This is a genomic window from Variovorax sp. 679 (genome assembly GCF_003952185.1).
Taxonomy (GTDB): Bacteria; Pseudomonadota; Gammaproteobacteria; order Burkholderiales; family Burkholderiaceae_C; genus Variovorax.
Genome location: NZ_RXFS01000001.1, coordinates 301,148 through 323,028 on the forward strand (window position 1 = coordinate 301,148; position 21,881 = coordinate 323,028).

Here is a 21,881-nt window from a genome sequence, read left to right on the forward strand (position 1 = left end):
TATCAGACGTAAAGCGCCTGCGGATTCAGGTCGGCCTCACACATCGGAGTGTCGCGCCATCCCAGCCCGACCGGCACGCGGTACAGGCGCGGATTGCCAAGTTCGGGCCAGATGTGGCAAAGACCGGGCACCACGACCTTCACCGTGCACAGGGGAACGTCGGGGCGCGTGTGGTCCAGGACGATGGTTTCCAGGCCAAGGGATTCGGCGATGCCGACGCACCGGCGGATCTCGGCGGAGATGTCCGTCCGCGCCTGCGGCATGGCGGGCGCGGCGTCGGCCATCCCGGCCGGCATGAGGAAAACCGGCGGCGCGCCCTCCTCCGCGCCTTCATCGGCCTGCACAGCAAAAGTCTTGCCTGCCGCGATCAGCTGGCTCATTTCGGTCAGTGCCCGCTCGCAGGCCAGCGAGCGCTCGGGACTGCAGCCGAAGCCGATCGCCCACGCGCCGGTGTCGAGGTGCCGTCCGACGGCTACCACCGCCGGAATGCCGAAGTCGTGCGTGATGTCGAGCACCCAGCGCTCCCAGCGCGGGCCGCAGGTGCGCTCGACGCGCTCGCGGATCTCGCCGGACAGGCCGCCCAGGTCGATGCCCGGCCTGCGCAGCCGGCCATACCACCAGACGGCGGCGGCATCGCGCTCCACCAGCTCCAGAAAACCCTGCAGGATGGCTTCCTCACGGGTGTTCCCCGCCGCGCTGCCGTTGGACGTCCAGCTCACGTGAAACCGGCTTTGCGCCGGCGCGTTGGCAAAACAGAAGGCCAGCGGCAGGTAACGGCGCTCGCCGGCGGTCAGGGACCAGGCCGGGGTCCACCAGGACGGCCGCTGTTGCTGCTGCGCTGCGGACGGTGCCACGGCGTGCGGCGGCTTCCGGGGGCCGTCGAATTCCGCGCGCTGCCGTTCGCTGAAGAGCGCCAGCGCCTGCGGCTCGATGCAACGCGCGTCGAGGTCGGCCGCGGGCGCGATCACCCACGCCTCGTCGCCCTGGAAGAAGGCGGCATGCCGCTCCGCCGCCTCGCACAGCGCGCTGGCGCGCGACTGCGCCATCGACATGCCCTTGCCCAGGCACACCTGGGTCAGCACGCCGGGCAGTTCGTCGTCGCCGCTCGGCGGCGTCCTGAAGATTTCGCTGCGATAGACCGTCAGCGCGCCCTCCGCCTCGGCATTCAGCGGCACGATCCGCGCGATCACGCCGCTCAGCGGGCTGACGTGGCGCATCAGCCGCTCCACCGTGACCGAGGCCGGCACCGTGCGCCAGCCGCCGTCGTGGCTGGCGGTGGGCAGGCCCGGCGCCAGCACGACGGGCTCGCGCTGCCGCCGCGCGACCAGCCCCGGCGTGCCGCAATGCGGGCACTGCGGGCGCATGGCCACGGGATGCGGCTGCGATGAATCCAGCACCAGCAGCTGCGCGCCATCCGCATGGGTTGCAAGCTCCCGCGCGAGGGGCAACAACCGGTCGAGCCGTTCGCCGACCAGCCCGGCGCCGGCCCGCACGGGCAATCCGCTGCCGGGGCGGCCGTGCCGTTCCTGCCACCACGCACGCGCCGGCCGGTTCCTGAGCCAGCGATGCGCGAGGCAATGCCAGCACGGACCGGGCTCCACCGCGCCCGGCCTGAAGACGGGGCCGGCCATCGCCTGCTCGCCCGTCGGCTTGACCAGCAGCCAGGCGCGGCCGGAAGCACGCTGCTGCGCGTCGACGGCGCCCAGCCGGGGATCGAGATAGTCGTCGCAGAACACGAGCGTGAGACCGGCGCCGCCGGGCAGCTCCTGCGACAGGGCCTGCCCCCAGCGGCTCACCGCCTCGCCGCTCACCGCGCCCGACAGCATGACGACGTCCACGTTGCCGGAGAGCGCCGTGCGTACATGCCCCACCGAATAATCGGGAACGAAATGGAAGTCGGCACCGTCCGCCGCCGCGGGCCGAACGAGCCCCTGACGTGCCAGCGCCTCGAGCGCATGCAGCATCTGCGCGAGCGGCTCGGCCGCTCCCTCGGCTCGGCAATGCGCGGCGAGGCTGATGCCTTCGCGCAGCACGCGCTCGACGGCCATCACGCCCGGCGAGCCGAGCACCAGCAGGTCGTTCTCGCTCGCCAGCAGCAGGCGGTCCTGCAGCACCACGGGCGGCAGGAACCTGTCGTGCCAGCGAAAGACGTCGCCGAAGAAATCGGGCGGCGCACCCTTGCTCAAGCCGTCACTCATCGCCTTGCGGACCCAGCGCGAGGCGCACGACCCCATACGGCCAGGCCCCCGTCGTGGCCCGGAACGCCGCCTCGAACAGGCTGTGGCGTTCCGAGAACTGCGCATAGATGTGGTCTTCGGACAGCACCCGCATCGACGGATGCAGGCCCGCGACCTGCGCCGCGTTCTCGAAGCCCGACACCACCGGCAGCCGCATGCCGCCGACGGCCATCGACTGGCGTGCGAGCACCGGGTGGACGTGGTCGAGCACGAGGACGCACGGCACCCTTGCGTGCTCGAAGCGCGCGGCAAGGCTTCGCAGCAGGGCCTCCAGCGGAGCCTGCGGCAGATAGGGGCACACGCCCTCCAGCATCGCGAGCACAGGGCGATCGCCGGGCAGGCCGGCGGCATCGAGCCAGCTTTCGTCGAGCACCGAGCATGCGAGATCGCTCTCGCCTTCGTGGCGCGTCATGTGCCGTTGCCTGAGCTCGATGGCGTCCGGCAGGTCGATGTTGAGCCAGTGAGAGCGCGCCACCAGGGCCGCGTCGATCCGGCTGCGCCGCGTGCACAGGCCCGCGCCCAGCGAGATGCAGAAGCCGTCCGGATGGGCGGCAAGGAATTCGGCCGCGAAACGGTCGAACAGGGCCGCGCGCAGCACGATGCTCCTGACGAAGGCATCGTCCGCCGCGTAGCCCGAGATGTCGAAAGGAAGCGACGCTGCGATGCGCCGCGCCTCGGGATCGGAAAACACCGACGCATCGGCCACGCTGCCCGAATGGGCGCGCGCGGCCAGCGTCAGCAGGAGCGTGGCCGTGGCGCCCTGCAGCGCGCTGCCCGCCCCTGCTTCTGCCGGCCCCTGGCCGGCCGGGGACTCAGCAGGTGAACGGATAGGGGTCGCCCGTGTTGTTGTACGAGGTGAGCGCAACGGCGCGCATGCTCTCTTCCACCGGTGCTGTCGGGTAGTTCAGGCGGATGGCGTTCTTGATCGCGGTGCCGTCGGCGTTCTTCTGGTTCCATTCGCCCTTCGTCGCGTCCCAGGTGAAGGCGGCGTTGGTGGTGAACAGGATCTTGAAGTTGAACGGGTTGTTGTAGCCCAGCCATTGGCTCAGCACGTTGGCCTTATCGGCCTCCGGATCGCGCGTCAGCTGATAGAGCAGCTCGGGCGACTGCCATGCGATCGCGATCGCGCGCAGCACCACGCCGCCGAAGGCCAGCAGCGAGCCGTCGCCGCCGCCGGGAATGCCAAGGCCGGTGGGCAGTGCGCCACCCATGAGGCCCGGGGGAATCTCGAATGCAGCCGAAGAACCCATGAAGTTCGGAAACAGCTGGTAGTAGGCGGCCAGGGCTTCCGTGGCGTGCGAGGTCGGAGCCTGCGGCAGCACGATGACGAAGGAGTCGTCGGGACCGACCCAGCCGGAGGTGAGCATCGGCTTCCATTCGGCGCGCTGGGCCGGATCGGGGCTCAGGAAGAGCGAGACGTCGAGCATGGGCCACAGCGTCGGCAGGCCGAAGTCGGTGTGCAGCATGGGCTGGATGTCCTGCTGGTCGAGCAGCTTGGCGCGGTAGGCGTCGTCCTGCCACGAACGGGCGATGGCCCGCAGGTAAGCAAGGCGGAACTCGAGCAACGGATCACCGCTTTGGACTTGGAAGGTCATGATTACTTCATCCTTGGTTCAAGAGGAAATGGGCGCATGAACGGACATGCGCGCGGGCAATTCCGGCCGCAGCGCGGCCAGATCCTTCAGGCGAGCGGCCACGTCGGGCGCGGCGGAATCCGCCAGTGCCTGCAACGCCGCCAGGGCCTCGTATTCGGTTCTGTGCTTGTCGCCTTCGCGCGCCACTTCGGCGGCCTTCGCGAAGCACGCGGCCACGGCCTCGCGGTCACCGCCGGCAGCCTGCAGGTAGCGGGCCCTCTGCAGGTGCAGCTCGGAGCGGTAGAGCCCTTCCTTCAGCTCGTCGGTCAGGCGCAGGGATTCGTCGATGCGCGCGAGCGCCTCGTCCCAACGGCCGTTGGCGGCCAGCGTGTCGGCGGCGAAGGCGCGGTAGTAGGTCTGGCAGTAGCGGCAGCCCATGCCCCACAGCGCCTGGATCCAGCCATCGGCCTGCGCGATGCTGTCGACGTCGCCGGTGGCCCAGCAGCGGATGATTTCGGCATAGCCCTGGAACGCCGGCAGGCCGTAGCGCTGCGTGATGCCCAGCAGCTCGCCAGTACTCACCAGCGCGCGCGCCTTGTCGTTGCGGGCCTGGTGGCCGAGGCTCTGGTAGAGCAGCGCCATGCTCAGCGACGGGATGTGCGACATCTCGCGGGCCCAGCGCACGGCGTTCGTGGCGTCGGTGCGCGCGGCCGCGTCGTGGCCCGCGAACCAACGCACCAGCGCGCGCCCGGTGGTCGCCCAAACGCGGGTGTCGAAGCCGAAGTCGGCGGCGTGGTGCGCGTGGGCCTCGGGGCTGTAGCCTTCGATGGCGTCGCTCAGCGATTGCTCGGCGCGTTCGAAGTAGCCGTCGGAGTAGTGCGCGAGCCCGAGGTAGGTCTGGGCTGCGACGAACACACCCTGGTCCTGCTGCTGCGTGGCGTGGTCGAGCAGCCGGTTGCTCAGCTGCTGCACCTCGGCGCGGTTGCTCGCCACGTGGTGGAAGGTGATCAGCGTCCACAGGTGCTGCACCTGCTTCTCGCGGGGCACTTCGTCGGACAGCAGCTCCTGCGACAGCGCGATGCGGTCGACCACCTGCGCATGCGCCCAGCCGTACTTGTTCATCATCGCCTGCGTGACGTAGCTGTTCACGTCCAGCCGCGCCTCGCGCTGCGCATTGCCGTCCAGGTGCGCCATCCAGCCGTCGATGTGCTGGGCGTAGGAAATCGTTTCGTCGTTGAGCGAGCGGTGCTGCGTGATGCGCAGCTGCCGCACCGCGAGCGCGACGGCCTGCGCATGCTCGCCCGCGTCGGCCCAGTGCTGCGCCACGCTGCCCGGCTCGCTCGCCACGTGCTGCGGCTGGCTGTCCATCAGCGTCTGCGCGACGTTGCGATGAAGCTGCCGGCGCTGCGCGACGAGCATGCTTTCGTAGGCGGTGTCGCGGATCAGCGCGTGGCGGAAGATGAAGGCGCCCGGCAGGCCGGCCGGCGCGACGAGGCCGGCGTCGAGCAGCACGGCCATGTCCTTGTCCATCGTCTCGGCGGTCTTGCCCGAGCAGGCGCACAGCAGCTCCGCCTCGAACTGCCGCCCGATGGTGGCCGCCAGCTGCAGCAGGCCCTTGACGGGGCCCAGCCGGTCGAAGCGGCTGACCAGAGAGTCCCGCAGCGTGACCGGAATGGCGGCCGGCTGCGCGGTGTCCTTGAAGACCCAGACGCCGTCCTTCTCGACCAGGTAGGCGTCGAGCATCATGCGCGCCATTTCCTGGATGAACAGCGGCACGCCGTCGGTGCGCGCGACCACGTTATCGATCACCTGAGGCGCGACGACCCTGGGCGCCAGCGCCTGGCGCGCCAGCTCGGCGGCCTGCGTGTCTTCGAGCCGCCGAACCTCGATGCATTCGGCCTGCATGGCGTCCGGCTTCGCCCATTCGGGGCGGGCGGTCAGCACCAGCAGCACGCGCCGCTGCGGCAGCTGCGCGATCAGCTGCTCGACGAATTCGATGGTGGTGGGGTCGGCCCAGTGCACGTCCTCCAGCAGCAGCAGGAGCGGCGACGTCTCGGCCATGTGCAGCAGCCACTGTGCGGTGGACTGCAGCAGCAGCGCCTTCTGCATCGGCGGAGACATCTGGCTCGGCGCGCGGTCGCCCAGCGGAAGCGAAAGCCACGCGCAGAAGATCGGCAGCACCGCCTCGCCGTCGCAGCCGGCGGCGTGCAGGGCCTCGCGCAGGCGCTCGCGGCGCGCATCGGGTGAGGCAGCATCGGGAGCGGCATCGAGCCACTGGCGCAGCAACGCCAGGAACGGCGTCAGCGCGTTGTTCTGGTTCTCGGGCTGGCACTGCGCAATGACGGTCTGCAGGCCTTCCTTCGCCACCTGCTCGCGCAGCACGTCGGCAAGGCACGACTTGCCGATGCCCGGCTCGCCGCGGATCCACACCGCGCTGCCCTGGCCTTGCCGGGCCTGCTCCCAGGTGGAGCGCAGCTGCACCAGCTCGGGCTCGCGGCCGATGCATGCCTTGTGCAGCGCCTGGTCGGCGGACTCGTCGGACAGGGGCGCCTGTTCCTCGGCGCCAAGGCGGTAGGTCTGGATGCCGCCCGATTGCCCCGGCAGCGTCACGGTGCCGGCCTTGTCGAAGCGCGCGTGGCGGCTCAGCAGCCGGTGGCTGCTTTCGCTCGCGAGCAGCGTGCCGGTGTCGGCCACGCCTTCGAGCCGCACCGCGACGTTGACGGCATGGCCGGACGGAATCTCGCCGGCCGCCACCACCGCCATGCCGGTGTGCATGCCCATGCGGATACCGAGATGAACGCCGTGCTCCTGCTCGATGGCGGCGGAGCGCTGGCGGCTCAGCGCGATGAGCTCGAGCGCCGTCTTGCCGGCCTGCCGCGCGTCGGTGTCGCTGGCGTGCGGATAGCCGAACAGCACGATCATCCGGTCGCCCAGCGTGCCCGCCAGCAGGCCGCCGCGGCGCGTTGCGCTTTCCGCGAACAGGGCGAGCTCGTTGCGCTGCAGCAGCTCCAGCTTCTCGATGTCGGAGGGCAAGGCGTCGTCGGCGCTGTCGTCGTCCGCGCCGGCATCGGGCCACACCGAGACGCTGCAGCACAGCACGGTGAGCTGCCGCTTCTCGGAGAAGCCGCGCGTGGTGATGACGGTCTGCGCCAGCGCCTCGTCCTGCGCCTGCTTGGCCGAGCGCAGCACGCCCACGAGGTCGTCGAGCCGCAGGCGGCCGAGCTCTGCCAGCAGCGCGGCGGCGGAGTCGGAGCGGTCGGCGGCCTTCTTCCTCAGGGCCTGGCGCAGCACGGAGGCCACCGGATGGGCGGCGATCTCGGCGGGCAGTTGAATCTCCTGCGGGCTCAGCTGCTGGTGAAGGATTTCGGCCGCCGATGCGCCGCGGATGGCGGGCGCGCCGGTCAGGCACTCGATGAACATCAGGCCCCACGCGTAGAGGTCGGACTTGACGCCGGGCGGCTCGCCGCGCAGTTGCTCGGGCGCGCTGTAGGCCGGCGTGCCCAGGGCCTCGTCGGTCATCGTGAGCGTTGGAAATTCGACGCCCCGGTTCGTGGGAATGACGGTGCCGATGCCGAAGTCCAGCACCTTCGCGTGCGGAACGGCGCCGGTGAACGTGACCATCACGTTGTCGGGCTTCAGGTCGCGGTGCACGATGCCGGCGCTGTGCGCGCAGTCCAGCGCGTCGAGCACTTCCGCCATCAGGTGGCCGGTTTCGGTGGCCGTGAGCGAGCCCTTGCGGCGGATCAGGCTGGTGAGCGTCTCGCCCGGCACGTACTCGAAGACGCCGTAGACGCAGGCGCCCTGCTCGCCCTTGTCGAGCAGTTGCACGATATGCGGATGGTGCAGCGAGGCACAGAGCTTCGTCTCGCGATGGAAGCGCGCCACGCGCTGGCTACCCACCTGCAACTTCACGACCTTGATCGCGACCACGGTGCCCGTGCTTCGCTGCAGCGCGCGATACACGGTGCCATAACCACCCGCACCCAGTTCCTCCAGCAATTCGTAACCCGGGATCTCCAGCGAATCGGGCAACGATGGCGGCAACGCTGCGTGCGTGGGATTGGTGACTGCGTCCTGCATTTCAGTCTCGTCGTGATGAGCGTTGATGGTCCTCCGGGACTTGCCTCGGCTGCGTTCCGCCCTGCGACGGTACGCAATAGTGACACTAATTGTTACTTTAGCGGAGGCAGGGAGGTTTCAGGTAGGTAACCCCTCAAAAAAAGAAAACCCGCAACATGTGCGGGTCGTTAGAACTTTTCGGTGTATATGAGGCACCCGGCGCAGCCCGGGCCCATTCGCGAACACCGCGGAACCGGCTTTGCCGGGCCGCAGGTGTTGCCCCCGGTAGGGGGTTGGCGTAGCGGACACGAAGTGTCCGCGCAGCCTGGGGGCGAGCCTTACTTCTTGTCGCCGCCCGGCACCTTGCCTTCGACGCCCTTCACATAGAAGTTCACGCCCGACAGGAACTTGTCGTCGGCCACCGCGTCCTTGGCGACCACTTCCTTGCCGTCCTGGCCGAGGATCGGGCCCTTCCAGATCACGAAGCTGCCGTCCTTCAGGCCCTTCTTCACTTCCTCGACCTTGGCCTTGGTTTCGGCCGGCACGTCTTCGGCGATGGAGACGAGGTCGATCGCGCCTTCCTTCACGCCCCACCAGGCCTGGCCGGTGGCCCACTTGCCGTCCAGGGCTTCCTGGGTGGCCTTGATGTAGTACGGAGCCCAGTTGATGGTGGCCGAGGCCAGGTGGGCCTTGGGACCATAGGCGGTCATGTCGGAGTCCCAGCCGAAGGCGCGCTTGCCCTTTTCCTGCGCGGTCTTCAGCACGGCCGGCGAGTCGGTGTTCTGGAACAGCACGTCGGCGCCGCCGTTGATGAGGGCGGTGGCGGCTTCGGTTTCCTTCGGCGGGCTGAACCACTCGTTCACCCACACGACCTTGGTCGTGATCTTCGGGTTGACCGACTGCGCACCCAGCGTGAAGCTGTTGATGTTGCGCAGCACTTCGGGGATCGGCACCGAGCCGACCACGCCCAGCGTGTTGCTCTTGGTCATGGCACCTGCAATCACGCCGGCCATGTACGCACCCTCGTACGTGCGGCTGTCGTAGGTGCGCATGTTGTCCGAGGTCTTGTAGCCGGTGGCGTGCTCGAACTTCACTTCCTTGCTGTCGGCCGCGACCTTGAGCATGGGCTCCATGTAGCCGAAGGTGGTGCCGAAGATCAGCTTGTTGCCCTGGCCGACCATGTCGCGGAACACGCGCTCGGCGTCGGCGCCCTCGGGCACGCTTTCGACGAAGGTGGTCTTGATCTTGTCGCCGAATTCCTTCTCGAGCGCCTTGCGCGCGTTGTCGTGCGCGAAGGTCCAGCCGCCGTCGCCCACCGGGCCGACGTATGCGAATGCGATGTTCAGGGGCGCTGCCGGTGCCGGAGCCGCTGCGGCGGGTGCCGGGGCCGGCGCGGGGGCCGCGGCCGGTGCTGCCGCTTCTTCTTTCTTGCCGCAGCCGATCAGGGCCGCCGAAGCGACCGCGGTGAGGGCGGCCAGCTTGAGCAGGGAGCGCTTGTTCAGATCATTCATTGTCGGAAATCCTCAAAAGGACGGGTTGGCGGAAAAACGAGAACGCGATTATGAGCCGGGGTAGAACGGTTTCCCGATGGAAGCCGGCATGTTGGCGCGGATGAAGGCCGGGTTGCGCGAGATCAGCGCCAGCACCACGATCGGCGCGATGTACTGCAGCATGCTGAGGAACTGCGCCGGCACGTCGACGCCGCTGCTCTGCAGGTGGAAGCCCAGCATCGACACGCCACCGAAGAGGTATGCGCCCAGCAGCACGCGCACCGGCCGCCAGGTGGCGAAGGTGGTGAGCGCCAACGCGATCCAGCCGCGGCCGGCCACCATGCCCTCGACCCACAGCGGCGTGTAGACGGTCGAGAGATACGCGCCCGCCAGCCCGCACAGCGCGCCGCCCGCGATCACCGCCATGAAGCGGATGCGCCGCACCGGATAGCCCAGCGCATGCGCCGACTCGGGCGACTCGCCCACAGAGCGCAGCACCAGGCCGGCTCGCGTGCGGTAGAGGAACCAGATCAGCGCGAAGGTCAGCACCACCGCGAAATACACCATCGGGTGATGGCGAAACAGCGCCGGGCCGACCAGCGGGATGTCGCCCAGCACGGGGATGGCATACGAGGCGCTTTCCGGCAGCTTCGCCTGCACGAAGCTGATGCCGGCGAAGGCCGAGAAGCCCACGCCGAAGAGACTCAGCGCGAGGCCCGTCGCGTACTGGTTGGTGTTGAGCCAGATCACCAGCACGCCGAAGAAGGCCGCGAGCAAGGCGCCCGCCGCCATGCCGGCGAGAAAGCCGAGCCACGGGTTGTGCGTGATGACGACCGTCGCGAAACCCGCGATGGCGGCGCACAGCATCATCCCCTCGGCGCCGAGGTTGACGATGCCGGCCTTCTCGTTGATGAGCAGGCCCAGCGCCGCGATGGCGAGCACGGTGCCTGCGCTGAGAGTGGAACCCAGCAGGAGTGCGTAGCTTTCCATGGTCAGTGGCTCCCTTCGGTGGCACGCGCGACGGGTGCGGTAATGGGCGTGCTCGCCTGCAAGGAGGCGGTGGTCATGGAGGCTGCCTTCGCAGCCGCCTTGCGCTTGATGCGGTAGGCAATGAGCGTGTCGCAGGCCAGCAGCGTGAACAGCAGCAGCCCCTGGAACACGCCGGTGAGCGACTTGGGCAGGCCGAGCCGCGACTGCGCCAGCTCGCCACCGATGTAGAACATGCTCATCAGGATGGCCGAGAAGATCATGCCCACCGGATGCAGCCGACCGACGAAGGCCACGATGATGGCTGCGAAGCCGTAGCCCGCCGGCACGTAGGGCGTGAGCTGCCCGAGCGGCCCGGCCACTTCGAGCGCGCCGGCCAGGCCGGCAGCAGCGCCCGAGGTCAGCAGCGCGACCCACACCGCGCGCCGCGCCGAAAAGCCGGCATAGCGCGAGGCCGCCGGTGCCAGCCCGCCGACCTGCTGCGCGAAGCCCGCGCGCGTGCGGAACAGGAACACCCACAGCGCCCCCGCCCCCACCAGTGCGATGACCAGCCCGATGCTCACGCGCGAGCCCTTGAACAGGCGCGGGATCTGCGTGACCGCCTCGAAGGTCTTGGTCTGCGGGAAGTTGTAGCCGTGCGGATCCTTCCACGGCCCGTAGACCATATAGCCCAGCAGCAGCGTGGCCACGTAGACCAGCATCAGGCTCACCAGGATCTCGTTGGCGTTGCACTTGTCGCGCAGCAGCGCGACGATGCCAGCCCACACCATGCCGCCGAGCACGCCCGCCAGCAGGATGGCCACGACGATCCACTGCCCCGTGTTCTTGTCGGCCAGCAACGCCACGCCGCCCGCCGCGATGGCGCCGAACACGAACTGCCCTTCGGCGCCGATGTTCCACACGTTCGAGCGGAAGCACACAGCCAGCCCCAGCGCGATGATGAGCAGCGGCGTCGCCTTCACCATCAGCTCGCCGATGGCGTAGCCGCTCTTGATGGGCTCGTAGAAGAACACCAGCAGGCCCTTGACCGGGTCTTTGCCGAGCGCGGCGAACAGCGCCACGCCGATCAGCACGGTGATGAGAAGCGCCAGGATCGGCGAGGCATAGCTCCAGAAGCGCGATAGTTCCGGGCGCGGTTCGAGCTTAAACATGGGCAGCCTCCGCCTTCTTGCCGGCGCCTTGCGTGTCCTGCCAAAGGCCGCTCATCCATTCGCCGATCTGCGGCAGCGTGGCGGCCGCGCGGTCGATGGAAGGCGACAGTCGCCCCTTGGCGATCACATGCAGCCGGTCGCTGATGTTGAACAGCTCGTCGAGCTCCTCGCTGATCACCAGCACGGCACAACCCGCGTCGCGCAGCGCGAGGATCTCGGCGTGGATCAGCGCGGCCGCGCCCACGTCCACGCCCCAGGTCGGCTGCGAGACGATGAAGAGCTTCGGATTGGCGTCGATCTCGCGCCCGACGATGAATTTCTGCAGGTTACCGCCCGAGAGCGAGCGCGCCGCCGCCTTCGGCCCGCCGGCCTTGACCTTGAAGCGCTCGATGATGGCTTTCGCCTGCCGCTCGAGCGCGCCGGTGCGGATCCACCCGCCCCGGCCCACCGCGTCGCCGCGCGTGAGCAGCAGGTTGTGCGCGAGCCCCAGCGTGGGCACTGCGCCGCGGCCCAGCCGCTCTTCCGGCACGAAGTGCAGTCCGAGCGCGCGCCGCGCCCGCGGACGCAACCGGCCGGCCGGCTTGTCGAACACCCGGACCATCGCGGCCTCGGCACGCACGTCCTCGCCCGAGAGCGTGTAGAGCAGTTCCTTCTGGCCGTTGCCCGAGACCCCGGCAATGCCGACGACCTCGCCCGCACGGACCTCGAACGAGATGCCGTCGAGGTCCACGCCGAACTGATCCTCGCGCGCCAGCGAAAGCCGGTCGACGCGCAGCGCCACCGCGCCCGCGTGCACCGGCCGGTGCTGCAGCGGCGGCGGCTCGCTGCCGATCATCAGCCGCGACAGCGACTGGGTGCTCTCGTTCTGCGGATTGCACACCCCCGTCACCTTGCCGCCGCGCAGCACGGTGCAGGCGCTGCACAGCTCCTGTATCTCGTGCAGCTTGTGGCTGATGTAGAGGATGCTGCAGCCCTCGGAGGCCAGCTTGTTCAGCACATGGAAGAGCTTGATGACCGCCTGCGGCGTCAGCACCGAGGTCGGCTCGTCGAGGATCAGCAGCTTGGGGTTGGTGAGCAGCGCTCGGATGATTTCCACCCGCTGCATCTCGCCCACCGACAGCGTGTGCACCGGCCGCGCCGGGTCGATGTCGAGGCCGTACTCGCCCGCCTTGGCCGTGATGCTGCGCGTCACCTCGGCGAGCTGCAAAGACTTGTCCAGCCCCAGCCAGACGTTCTCGGCCACGGTGAGTGTGTCGAACAGGCTGAAGTGCTGGAACACCATGCTGATGCCCAGCGCCCTCGCCTGCTGCGGGTTGCGCAGGTTGACGGCGTGGCCGTCGAACATCACCGTGCCTTCGTCGGGCTTGACCGAGCCGTAGATGATCTTCATCAGGGTCGACTTGCCGGCGCCGTTCTCGCCGAGCACGGCATGTATTTCGCCGGGCGCGACACTCAGGGAAATGTCGCTGTTCGCCACCACCGCGGGATACCGCTTGGTGATGTGCGCGAGCTGGAGTCTGGGGGTTGTCATGCCGGGTTTCGTGGATTTGTCTCGTTCAACTGCAACAAAGCGGGAGCAGCTATCAGTTTAATAGCGTCCCCCGCGACCATCGGCGCCCGACGGCGCTTCGCTCAGTTCAGCATTTCAATGCCCGCCGATGTAGGCGAACTTGAAGAGAAACACGGCTGCGATGACCCAGACCATCGCATGCACTTCCCGTGCCCGCCCGGTGCACAGCTTCAGCACGGCGTACGTGATGAAGCCGAAGGCCAGGCCGTTGGCGATCGAGTAGGTGAAAGGCATCGCCAGCGCGGTGACCGCGGCCGGGATCACCTCGGTGGTGTCTTCCCAGTCGAGCTCGACCAGGTCGCGCAGCATCAGGCAGCCCACGAAGAGCAGCGCCGGGGCCGTGGCGTAGGCCGGCACCGAGCCCGCCAGCGGCGAGATCATCAGGCAGGCCAGGAACAGCACCGCCACCACCACGGCCGTGAGGCCGGTGCGGCCGCCGGCCTGCACGCCCGCCGCGCTTTCCACATAAGCCGTGGTGCTCGAAGTACCGAGCAGCGAGCCCGCGAAAATCGCGCCGCTGTCGGCCAGCAGCGCCTTGTTCATGCGCTCCATCTTGCCCGGCACCAGCAGGCCGGCGCGCTTGGCCACGCCCATCAGCGTGCCGGTCGCGTCGAACATCTCGACCAGGAAGAACACCAGCACCACGTTCAGGATGCCGCCCTTCAGCGCGCCCAGGATGTCGAGCTGCATGAAGGTGGGCGCGATGGATGGCGGTGCGTCGAACACGCCGTGGAACTTGTTGCCGCCGAAGAAGAACGACAGCACCGTCACCGTGACGATCCCGATCAGGATCGCGCCGCGCACTTTCAGCTTGTCGAGCGCCACGATGATGAGGAAGCCCAGCGTCGCCAGGATCACCGGCGCCGAGTGCAGGTCGCCCAGCGTGACGAAGGTGGCGGGCGAAGCGGCCACCACGCCCGCGCTCTTCAGCGCGATGAGCGCCAGGAACATCCCGATGCCCACCGTGATCGCCGTTCGCAGCGATTGCGGTATGCCCTGTATGAAAAGCTCCCGCAGCCCGGTGACCGTGACGATCAGGAACAGGCAGCCCGAGATGAAGACCGCGCCCAGCGCAACCTGCCACGTGTAGCCCATGCCCAGCACCACCACGTAGGCGAAGTAGGCGTTCAGGCCCATGCCCGGCGCCATGGCGATCGGGTAGTTGGCATACAGGCCCATGATGAGCGTGCCCAGTGCCGCGATCAGGCAGGTGGCCACGAAGACCGCGCCCTTCGGCATGCCCGCGTCCCCGAGGATCGACGGGTTCACGAAGATGATGTAGGCCATCGTCAGGAAGGTGGTCAGCCCCGCGATGACTTCCGTGCGCACTGTCGTGTTGTGCGCGCTGAGCTTGAACACGCGTTCAAGCAGACCCGAGCCGCTTGCGCTGCCCACAGCCGCACGCGGACGCGCGGACTCGACATGCCCCGGCGTGCGGGGCTCGGCGCCTTTCGGCGCCTGTTCAAACGTACTCATTTCGCTTGTCTCCAGCTGTTGTAGTGGCGGTTTTCATCGTTGCCCCGCTCACGACGCCGGCGCGAACGGGGGGTTCTCAGGGATCCGAGGTTTCAGGTGCGGCGGGCGGGCGCGTTGCGGCGCCGGGTACACCGGGTATGGCGGAAGCCGGGGGCCGCAGCGACGCCGCCACGTCCTTGATGCATTCGCGCAGCCAGCGCGCCGAGCTCGACGAATGGGTGCGTTCGTGCCAGAGCTGGTAGTACATAAGCCGCGGCAGCGCCACGGGGCATTCGAGGATCTTCAGCGGCAGCCGCGAGGCGAAGCGCTCGCAGTACTGGCGCCCGGTGGTCAGCACCAGCAGGCTGGAGGCCACCATGTCCGGAATGAGCCCGAAGTGCGCGCAGCGCGCCGTGATGTTGCGCTGCCGCCCCAGCTCGTCGAGCATCTGGTCGATGATGCCGCGCCCGCCCGGGTGCATGGGCGTGGGCGCGATGTGCTCGGCGGCCAGCCAGGTCTCCAGGTCCCAGCCGCGGCGCACCGCCGGATGGTCCTTGTTGACCAGCGACACCACCTCGTCGCCGAAGAGCCGCGCCATGTGCAGGTCTTCCGGCGGCTTGAGCCAGTTGCCGATCACCAGGTCGACCTGGCCGAGCGCCAGGTGGCCGTGGTAGTCCGAATCGGGCGAGAGCGCATGGATCTCGATCTGGCACAGCGGCGCGTCGCGCTTGACCTGCGCCACCAGCATCGGCAGGAACAGCGGGTCCATGTAGTCGCTGGCCGCGATGCGGAAGGTGGTGGCCGCCGACTGCGGATCGAAGCCGCGCGCATCCGAGAACAGCATTTCCGCCGCGCGCAGGATGCTGGCCGCCGGCTCGATCATGCGCAGCCCCGCGTCGGTCGGCACCATGCCCGAGCCCGAGCGCACCAGCAGCGGATCGCCCGAGAGCTCGCGCAGCCGCTTCAGCGCCGCCGACACCGCCGGCTGGTACATGCCCAGCCGGATGGCCGCCCGCGACACGCTGCGGTCGGTCAGCACGGTGTGAAGCACCCTGATGAGGTGCAGATCGATCTTGTCGAAAAGAGCCTGGTCTCTCATGGCTGTTCACACCTTTCCTGTCTGTGCGAACAGTTATACAGCGCGGCATTTGGCGAGACTCGGTAGGGGAGTGAAGCTCGGACCGTGCGAGCACGGCCCGCTGTCATTCGGCCGATGCCGCCTGCACCACCGTGATGGCGCGAAGAATCGACTCGCTCGTGGCCGGCGCCTTCAGCGGCGGATCGACCTTGTGGTCGCCCGCGGCAGACACCGCGTCGCGGATCGCGAAGAACACCGAGAACGGCAGCAGCAGCGGTGGTTCGCCCACGGCCTTGCTGCGGTGAATGGAGTCCTCGAAGTTCTGGCCCTCGAACAGGCGCACGTTGAACACCGGCGGGCAATCGTTGGCCGTCGGGATCTTGTAGGTGCTGGGCGCGTGCGTGGTGAGCTTGCCGCTTTGCGGATGCCACACCAGCTCCTCGGTGGTGAGCCAGCCCATGCCCTGGATGAAGGCGCCTTCGACCTGGCCGATGTCCACGGCAGGGTTCAGCGACTTGCCCGCGTCGTGCAGGATGTCGGCGCGCAGCAGCTTCCATTCGCCGGTGAGCGTGTCCACGATCACCTCGCTCACCGCCGCGCCGTAGGCGTAGTAGTAGAACGGGCGGCCCTGCATCTTGTCCTTGTCCCAGCTCAGGCCGGGCGTGGCGTAGAAGCCGTCTGACCACAGCTGCTTGCGGTCGAGATACGCCTCGCCCACCACGGTGCTGAAGGCCAGCGACTTGCCGTTGACCTCGACCTTGTCGTTGGCGAAGCGCACTTCGCTGGCCTTGCCGCCGTGGCGCTCGGCCGCGCAATCGGCCAGGCGCTCGCGGATCTGGCGTGCGGCGTCCTGCGCGGCCTTGCCGTTCAGGTCGGCGCCGGTCGATGCGGCCGTGGCGGAGGTGTTCGCCACCTTGGTCGTGTCGGTCGCAGTGACGCGCACGCGCTCGAAGCTCACGCCCAGCTCGTGCGCCACAACCTGCGCCACCTTGGTGTTGAGGCCCTGCCCCATCTCGGTGCCGCCGTGGTTCACGAGGATCGAGCCGTCGGTGTACACATGCACCAGCGCGCCGGCCTGGTTGAAGTGCTTCACGTTGAACGAGATGCCGAACTTCAGCGGCGCCAGCGCCAGGCCGCGCTTGAGCACCGTGCTCTTCTTGTTGAAGGCGGCGATGTCCTCGCGCCGCGCGCGGTAGTCGCTGCTTTGCTCCAGCTCGGCCACGAGTTCGTGGACGATGTTGTCGGTCACGGTCTGGCGGTACGGCGTGACGTTGTTCTCCGTCTTGCCGTAGAAGTTGACGCGCCGCACGTCGACCGGGTCGCGCTTCAGGTCGCGGGCCACCGAGTCCATGATGTTCTCGATGGCGATGGCGCCCTGCGGGCCGCCGAAGCCACGGAAGGCGGTGTTGCTCTGCGTGTTGGTCTTGCCCGAGAAGCCGTGCATCGACACGTTGGGCAGCCAGTAGGCGTTGTCGAAGTGGCACAGCGCGCGCGTCATCACCGGGCCCGAGAGGTCGGCCGAGTGGCCGGCGCGCGAGACCATCGTGATCTCGGCGCCGAGGATGCGGCCTTCGTCGTCGAAGCCGACTTCGTACTCGTACCAGAAGCAGTGGCGACGGCCCGTGACCATGAAGTCGTCGTCGCGGTCCAGCCGCAGCTTCACCGGGCGCTGCAGCTGACGCGCCGCGACCGCCGCCACGCAGGCGAACAGCGCCGACTGCGATTCCTTGCCGCCGAAGCCGCCGCCCATGCGCCGGCACTCGACGTGCACCTCGTTCGACTGCAGGTGCAGCGCATGCGCCACCAGGTGCTGCATCTCGCTCGGGTGCTGCGTGGAGCAATGGATGTGCAGCGCGCCGCCTTCCTTCGGAATGGCGTAGCTGATCTGGCCTTCCAGGTAGAACTGTTCCTGCCCGCCCACGTCGAGCGTGGACTTGATGCGGTGCGGCGCCTTCGCGATGGCCGCGCGCACCGCCACCTCGTCACCCTCGTTGGCGGCGCCGCCGCTGCGCACGATGTGCATCGGCGGCACCACGTACTGGCCGCGCTCGTGCGCGGCCTGCGGCGTGAGCACGGGCGGCTGCGCCTCGATGGTCAGCGCGTCCTTGGCCTTCGCGGCGGCGCGGCGTGCGGCGTCGCGGGTTTCCGCGATCACGGCGAACACCGGCTGGCCGAGGTAGCGGATCTCGCCGCCGTCGTTCACCGGCAGCAGGATCGGGTCGTCGTGAATGATCGAGCCGCAGTCGTTGACGCCCGGAATGTCGTCGGCGGTGATGACCGCGACCACGCCCGGCATCGCGCGGATCGCGTCCAGCGACAGCGCCGTGACGCGGCCGTTGGCGGCCGGCGAAAGCCCCAGCGCGCAGTGCAGCGTGCCGGTGAGCTCGGGAATGTCGTCGATGTAGGTGGCCTCGCCGGCCACGTGCAGGTGCGCCGACTCGTGCGGGCGGCTGATGCCCACGCGCATGCCGCGCTCGTGCGCCAGCGCCTCGGCGCTCACGTCGATGCGCGCGGCGGTGTTGGTCAGGTAGTCGGCAAAGGCCTCGGCGGGCTGCAGCAGGCGGGCGTCGATGGGTTTGTTCATGGTCAGACTCCTTCGGCGGTGGCCTTGGCTGCGTGGGGCATCACACTCCACACGCTGGTTTCTTCCAGCGACAGTGCGTCGTCGGCGCGCGTTTCGAGCCACAGGCGCTGGATCAGGTTCTGCGCCACCAGCAGCCGGTAGTCGGCCGATGCGCGCATGTCCGACAGCGGCTTGAAGTCCTGGGCGAGCGCGAGCCTGGCGGTGGCGACGCTGGCCTGCGTCCACGGCTTACCGACCAGCGCGGCCTCGGCGTTCGCGGCGCGCTTGACCGTGGCCGCCATGCCGCCGAAGGCAAGGCGCACGGCCTTCACCGTGTCGCTGCCGGCCTCGAGCTCGATGGCGAAGCCCGCGCACAGCGCCGAGATGTCGCAGTCGAATCGCTTGCTGATCTTGTAGGCGCGCACCTGGCGCTTCATCGCGGCGTGCGGAATGGCCAGCCCCTGGACGAACTCGCCCGGCTGCAGCTGGTTCTTCATGTAGTCCAGGTAGAACTCGGGCAGCGGCATGCGGCGCACGACCTCGCCGCGGCGCAGCTCGATCTGCGCGTCGAGCGACATCAGCACCGGCGGCGAATCGCCGATGGGCGAGCCGTTGGCCACATTGCCGCCCATGGTGCCGGCATGGCGGATAGGCGGCGAGGCGAAGCGCAGCCACACCTCCGACAGGCTGGGCACGCGCTCGACCAGCGCGGCGAAGGCGGATTCGAGCGAGGCGCCCGCACCGATGTAGAGCTCATCCTTGCGGTCTTCGATGGTCTTCATTTCGGCCACGTCGCCCACGTAGATGATGTCGCCCAGGTCGCGGAACTGCTTGTTGACCCACAGGCCCACGTCGGTCGAGCCGGCCAGCAGCTGGGCGCGCGGCTTCTGTTCGCGCAGCGCGGCGAGCTGGGCCAGGGTCTTTGGGGCATGGAAGTGGTCGATGCGGGCGCCCAGCGCGGCGGCGTAGTCGAGGCCGTCGTTCTTCAGGGCGGTGAGCGCGGCGACCACGGGCTTGGTGTCGAGGCGCACCGAAGGCAGGTCGAACATGCGCTGGCCGGCATCGAGGATCGGGCGGTAGCCGGTGCAGCGGCACAGGTTGCCGGAAAGGTCGTCGGCCAGCTGCTGGCGGGTGGGCTGCGTGCCCTCGGCCTGGTGGTGCTCGTAGGTGGCCCACAGCGACATCACGAAGCCGGGCGTGCAGAAGCCGCACTGGGAGCCGTGGCAGTCGACCATGGCCTGCTGCACCGGGTGCAGCGCGTGGACCGGGTGAGCCTTCTTTTCGGTGGCCTTCTCGACCTTGCACTGGCCCTTCAGGTCCTCGACCGTGAACAGCGCCTTGCCGTGCAGCGTGGGAAGAAACTGGATGCAGGCGTTGACCGTCTGCAGGCTCAGGCCGTCGACAGTGCCCGGAGCGTGCGGGTCGGCGGCCAGTTCGCCGATGACGACGGTGCAGGCGCCGCAGTCGCCTTCGTTGCAGCCTTCCTTGGTGCCGGTGCAGCGCGCGTCCTCGCGCAGCCAGTCGAGCACTGAACGGGTCGGGTGGACGCCGGTGACGTCGACGATCTTTCCGCGATGGAAAAAGCGGATCGGTTGAATCTTGCTGCTGTCGGTGCTCATGCTTCTTGGGCTCGTGGGGGACCCGTCATGGGTCAGTCATGGACGTTAGCGGCTTGTCCGGCGTCTTGCATACGGAGGTGCCCATAACGCGTATGTGGGGGCCGGTATGCCACGTACGGGGAAACCCTTGCGTGGAGGTTGCAATTCCTGGGCCACCGGACGGCCCCTGCGTGGAAATCAGCCCTGCGCGATGGCCACCCAGGCGGTGGCGAGCAGCGTCGAGCCGGCCACCGCGAGCAGTCCGCCGACCAGCCACTTCAGCGTGCGCGGCTTGAGCTTGTTGGGCAGGCGGTGGTGCAGCCGCGTCACCCCGTAGACGACCGGCATCGCGCATCCGGCCAGCAGCACCGAACGCCACGAGAAATGCCCCGTGGGCACCACGATCACCAGCCGCACGAGCGAGTTGAAGGCGAACATCAGCAACAGCGCGCGGCGCACCAGCTCGCGGTCCAGCGGCTGGCGGTACATGTGGAAGACGATGGGCGGCCCGGAGCTGGAGAACAGCCCGCCCAGCACGCCCGACAGCCCGCCGATGAGGGCAAAGCTGGCGCGGCCCGACACCACCGGCAGCGGCTTGCCCTGCATCACCAGCAGCACGGCGCAGCCCAGGATCGACACGCCCAGCAGGCCGCGCAGCCAGTCGACCGCACCGCCGCTGAGCCAGGTGAGCAGCACGAGGCCCACGATCACGCCCACCGTGCTGCCGTTGAGCGCCGGCTTCATCAGCTGCCAGGGCACGACGCCGGGCCGGGCGCGGAAGTACGTCCATGCGTTGATGAGGCTCAGCACCGTGGCGGCGTTGGCCGTGTCGCTCACGCTGGCGACATGGAGCACCGACACAAGGCCCAACAGGATCAGGCTGAATGCAAAGCCCGTGAGGTTCTGCGCGTAGGTGGCCAGCGCGACGCAGGCCATGAAGACCAGCACGGGGCCGGCCTGGGAAAGAATCTCCTGCACTGGCGGCACCTGTCGTCAGGGCGCGTCGGGAAACACGAGGCGGGGAAGAAATTCGGGGGGAACGGGAGACGGAACGGGGAACATTCGGGGCAATCAGGACGGCGGCAGGCGCTTCCGAGAATAACCCCGCCCCGCTTCACATCATGATTTCTCCGAGAACAGCTCGACGATGACCTGCCTGAGCCAGCGGTTGCCCGGATCGGCCTCGAAGCGCTTGCTCCAGTGCAGCGACACGGTGAAGTCGCGCAGCGGAAACGGCGGCTCGACGATGGCGTAGCCGCCCTCCTCGGCAAAGCCGCGCGCGATGTTGCGCGGCATCACCACCGCCAGGTCGGTCGCTCGCACGATGGCCGGCAGCACCATGAAGTGCTCGGTCGTCAGGCGAACCCGGTCTTCCAGGTTCAGCAGCTGCAGGATGCGCAGGGTGTCGGCGTGCGTGCGCACCGCCACGTAGTCGAGCTCCTGCAGCGCCTCGAGCAGGGCCTGCCCGCTGCGCCGGCGCTTCGCGAAGGGATGGTCGCGGCGCAGCAGCACGATGTAGCGGTCGCGCAGCAGCTGGGTGCGCTGGGTGTCCTTCACGCGGGACAGGAAGCCGAAGGCGAAGTCGACCTTGCCGCTGTCGAGCGCGGTGGCGATGTCGCCTACCGCCAGGGGCATGGTCTCGACCCGCACGCCCGGCGCCAGCTCGCGCAGCCGCGCCATCAGCGCCGGCAGGAAGCGCCCCTCGCCGATGTCGCTCATGTGGATGCGGAAGGTCTTGCGCGACACCATGGGCTCGAAGCGGTCGGGCTCGTGCAGCGCCTCTTCCAGCGTGGCCAGCGCCGCCTGCACCGCCACCGCCAGCCGGTCGGCGCGCGGCGTGGGGGCCACGCCGCCGGGGGCGCGCGTGAAGAGCGCGTCCGCCAGCAGCAGCCGCAGCCGGCCCAGGCCGTGGCTGGCCGCCGGCTGCGTGAGGCCCAGCGATTCGGCGGCGCGGCTCACGTTGCGTTCGCGGTAGACCGCGTCGAAGAGCCGCAGCAGGTTGAGATCGAGCGCTTCCATATGCATGCCATTCATATTGCTTAGCTCGATCATTTTATTGAGCAAGGAGCCTCGGCCACGCACACTGGCGGGCGTTGTCCGGATCGCCTCCCCCCGCGGG

The 21,881-nt window shown here is 68.7% G+C and carries 14 protein-coding genes; all 14 read right to left on the reverse strand.

Annotated features, from left to right (window positions below):
- Window positions 1-2 precede the first annotated feature (2 nt).
- Window positions 3-2,198: a TOMM precursor leader peptide-binding protein gene (locus EJO71_RS01440; RefSeq protein WP_137860453.1), complete on the reverse strand. Its 2,196-nt coding sequence runs from the start codon at window positions 2,196-2,198 to the stop codon at window positions 3-5.
- Window positions 2,191-3,102, reverse strand: a complete 912-nt coding sequence (locus EJO71_RS01445) for a class I SAM-dependent methyltransferase (protein ID WP_240651255.1) — start codon at window positions 3,100-3,102, stop codon at window positions 2,191-2,193. Before EJO71_RS01445 ends, EJO71_RS01440 begins: the two co-directional genes overlap by 8 nt.
- Window positions 3,050-3,832: a BMA_0021/BMA_0022 family TOMM bacteriocin gene (locus EJO71_RS01450; RefSeq protein ID WP_125947145.1), complete on the reverse strand. Its 783-nt coding sequence runs from the start codon at window positions 3,830-3,832 to the stop codon at window positions 3,050-3,052. The genes EJO71_RS01445 and EJO71_RS01450 overlap by 53 nt, the downstream gene beginning before the upstream one ends.
- An 18-nt stretch (window positions 3,833-3,850) precedes the next feature.
- Entirely contained in the window at window positions 3,851-7,891 is a 4,041-nt protein-coding gene (locus EJO71_RS01455) for a TOMM system kinase/cyclase fusion protein (RefSeq protein ID WP_125947144.1), read from the reverse strand.
- Between the two features lie 317 nt (window positions 7,892-8,208).
- Window positions 8,209-9,381, reverse strand: a complete 1,173-nt coding sequence (locus EJO71_RS01460; RefSeq protein WP_125947143.1) for a BMP family ABC transporter substrate-binding protein — start codon at window positions 9,379-9,381, stop codon at window positions 8,209-8,211.
- A gap of 48 nt (window positions 9,382-9,429) precedes the next feature.
- Window positions 9,430-10,350 carry an ABC transporter permease gene (locus tag EJO71_RS01465; RefSeq protein WP_125947142.1) on the reverse strand — a complete coding sequence of 307 codons (921 nt, stop codon included), beginning with the start codon at window positions 10,348-10,350 and terminating at the stop codon, window positions 9,430-9,432.
- Window positions 10,351-10,352: 2 nt separating this feature from the next.
- On the reverse strand, window positions 10,353-11,498 hold the full coding sequence (locus EJO71_RS01470) for an ABC transporter permease (protein ID WP_125947141.1): 1,146 nt from the start codon (window positions 11,496-11,498) through the stop codon (window positions 10,353-10,355).
- A complete protein-coding gene (locus tag EJO71_RS01475) occupies window positions 11,491-13,029 on the reverse strand; it encodes an ABC transporter ATP-binding protein (RefSeq protein ID WP_125947140.1) in 1,539 nt (512 codons plus the stop codon). The genes EJO71_RS01470 and EJO71_RS01475 overlap by 8 nt, the downstream gene beginning before the upstream one ends.
- A gap of 114 nt (window positions 13,030-13,143) precedes the next feature.
- A complete protein-coding gene (locus EJO71_RS01480) occupies window positions 13,144-14,544 on the reverse strand; it encodes an NCS2 family permease (RefSeq protein ID WP_125947139.1) in 1,401 nt (466 codons plus the stop codon).
- A gap of 76 nt (window positions 14,545-14,620) precedes the next feature.
- Window positions 14,621-15,622, reverse strand: a complete 1,002-nt coding sequence (locus EJO71_RS01485; protein ID WP_125947138.1) for a LysR family transcriptional regulator — start codon at window positions 15,620-15,622, stop codon at window positions 14,621-14,623.
- 103 nt (window positions 15,623-15,725) lie between these two features.
- Window positions 15,726-18,185: a xanthine dehydrogenase molybdopterin binding subunit gene (xdhB, locus tag EJO71_RS01490; RefSeq protein ID WP_125947137.1), complete on the reverse strand. Its 2,460-nt coding sequence runs from the start codon at window positions 18,183-18,185 to the stop codon at window positions 15,726-15,728.
- A gap of 2 nt (window positions 18,186-18,187) precedes the next feature.
- The gene (xdhA, locus tag EJO71_RS01495; RefSeq protein WP_125947136.1) at window positions 18,188-19,783 is read right to left on the reverse strand and encodes a xanthine dehydrogenase small subunit; all 1,596 of its coding nucleotides are present in this window, start codon (window positions 19,781-19,783) and stop codon (window positions 18,188-18,190) included.
- A gap of 177 nt (window positions 19,784-19,960) precedes the next feature.
- Window positions 19,961-20,740: a sulfite exporter TauE/SafE family protein gene (locus EJO71_RS01500; RefSeq protein ID WP_125947135.1), complete on the reverse strand. Its 780-nt coding sequence runs from the start codon at window positions 20,738-20,740 to the stop codon at window positions 19,961-19,963.
- Window positions 20,741-20,881: 141 nt separating this feature from the next.
- Window positions 20,882-21,796, reverse strand: coding sequence for a LysR family transcriptional regulator (locus EJO71_RS01505; protein WP_125947134.1), 915 nt, complete (start codon window positions 21,794-21,796; stop codon window positions 20,882-20,884).
- Window positions 21,797-21,881: the final 85 nt, after the last annotated feature.

Coding starts and splice junctions, on each gene's coding strand:
- xdhB (WP_125947137.1), bottom strand. CDS start 18,185: ATGAACAAACCCATCGACGCCCGCCTGCTGCAGCCCGCCGAGGCCTTT.
- xdhA (WP_125947136.1), bottom strand. CDS start 19,783: ATGAGCACCGACAGCAGCAAGATTCAACCGATCCGCTTTTTCCATCGC.
- EJO71_RS01505 (WP_125947134.1), bottom strand. CDS start 21,796: ATGAATGGCATGCATATGGAAGCGCTCGATCTCAACCTGCTGCGGCTC.
- EJO71_RS01460 (WP_125947143.1), bottom strand. CDS start 9,381: ATGAATGATCTGAACAAGCGCTCCCTGCTCAAGCTGGCCGCCCTCACC.
- EJO71_RS01470 (WP_125947141.1), bottom strand. CDS start 11,498: ATGTTTAAGCTCGAACCGCGCCCGGAACTATCGCGCTTCTGGAGCTAT.
- EJO71_RS01485 (WP_125947138.1), bottom strand. CDS start 15,622: ATGAGAGACCAGGCTCTTTTCGACAAGATCGATCTGCACCTCATCAGG.
- EJO71_RS01455 (WP_125947144.1), bottom strand. CDS start 7,891: ATGCAGGACGCAGTCACCAATCCCACGCACGCAGCGTTGCCGCCATCG.
- EJO71_RS01475 (WP_125947140.1), bottom strand. CDS start 13,029: ATGACAACCCCCAGACTCCAGCTCGCGCACATCACCAAGCGGTATCCC.
- EJO71_RS01480 (WP_125947139.1), bottom strand. CDS start 14,544: ATGAGTACGTTTGAACAGGCGCCGAAAGGCGCCGAGCCCCGCACGCCG.
- EJO71_RS01440 (WP_137860453.1), bottom strand. CDS start 2,198: ATGAGTGACGGCTTGAGCAAGGGTGCGCCGCCCGATTTCTTCGGCGAC.
- EJO71_RS01450 (WP_125947145.1), bottom strand. CDS start 3,832: ATGACCTTCCAAGTCCAAAGCGGTGATCCGTTGCTCGAGTTCCGCCTT.
- EJO71_RS01465 (WP_125947142.1), bottom strand. CDS start 10,350: ATGGAAAGCTACGCACTCCTGCTGGGTTCCACTCTCAGCGCAGGCACC.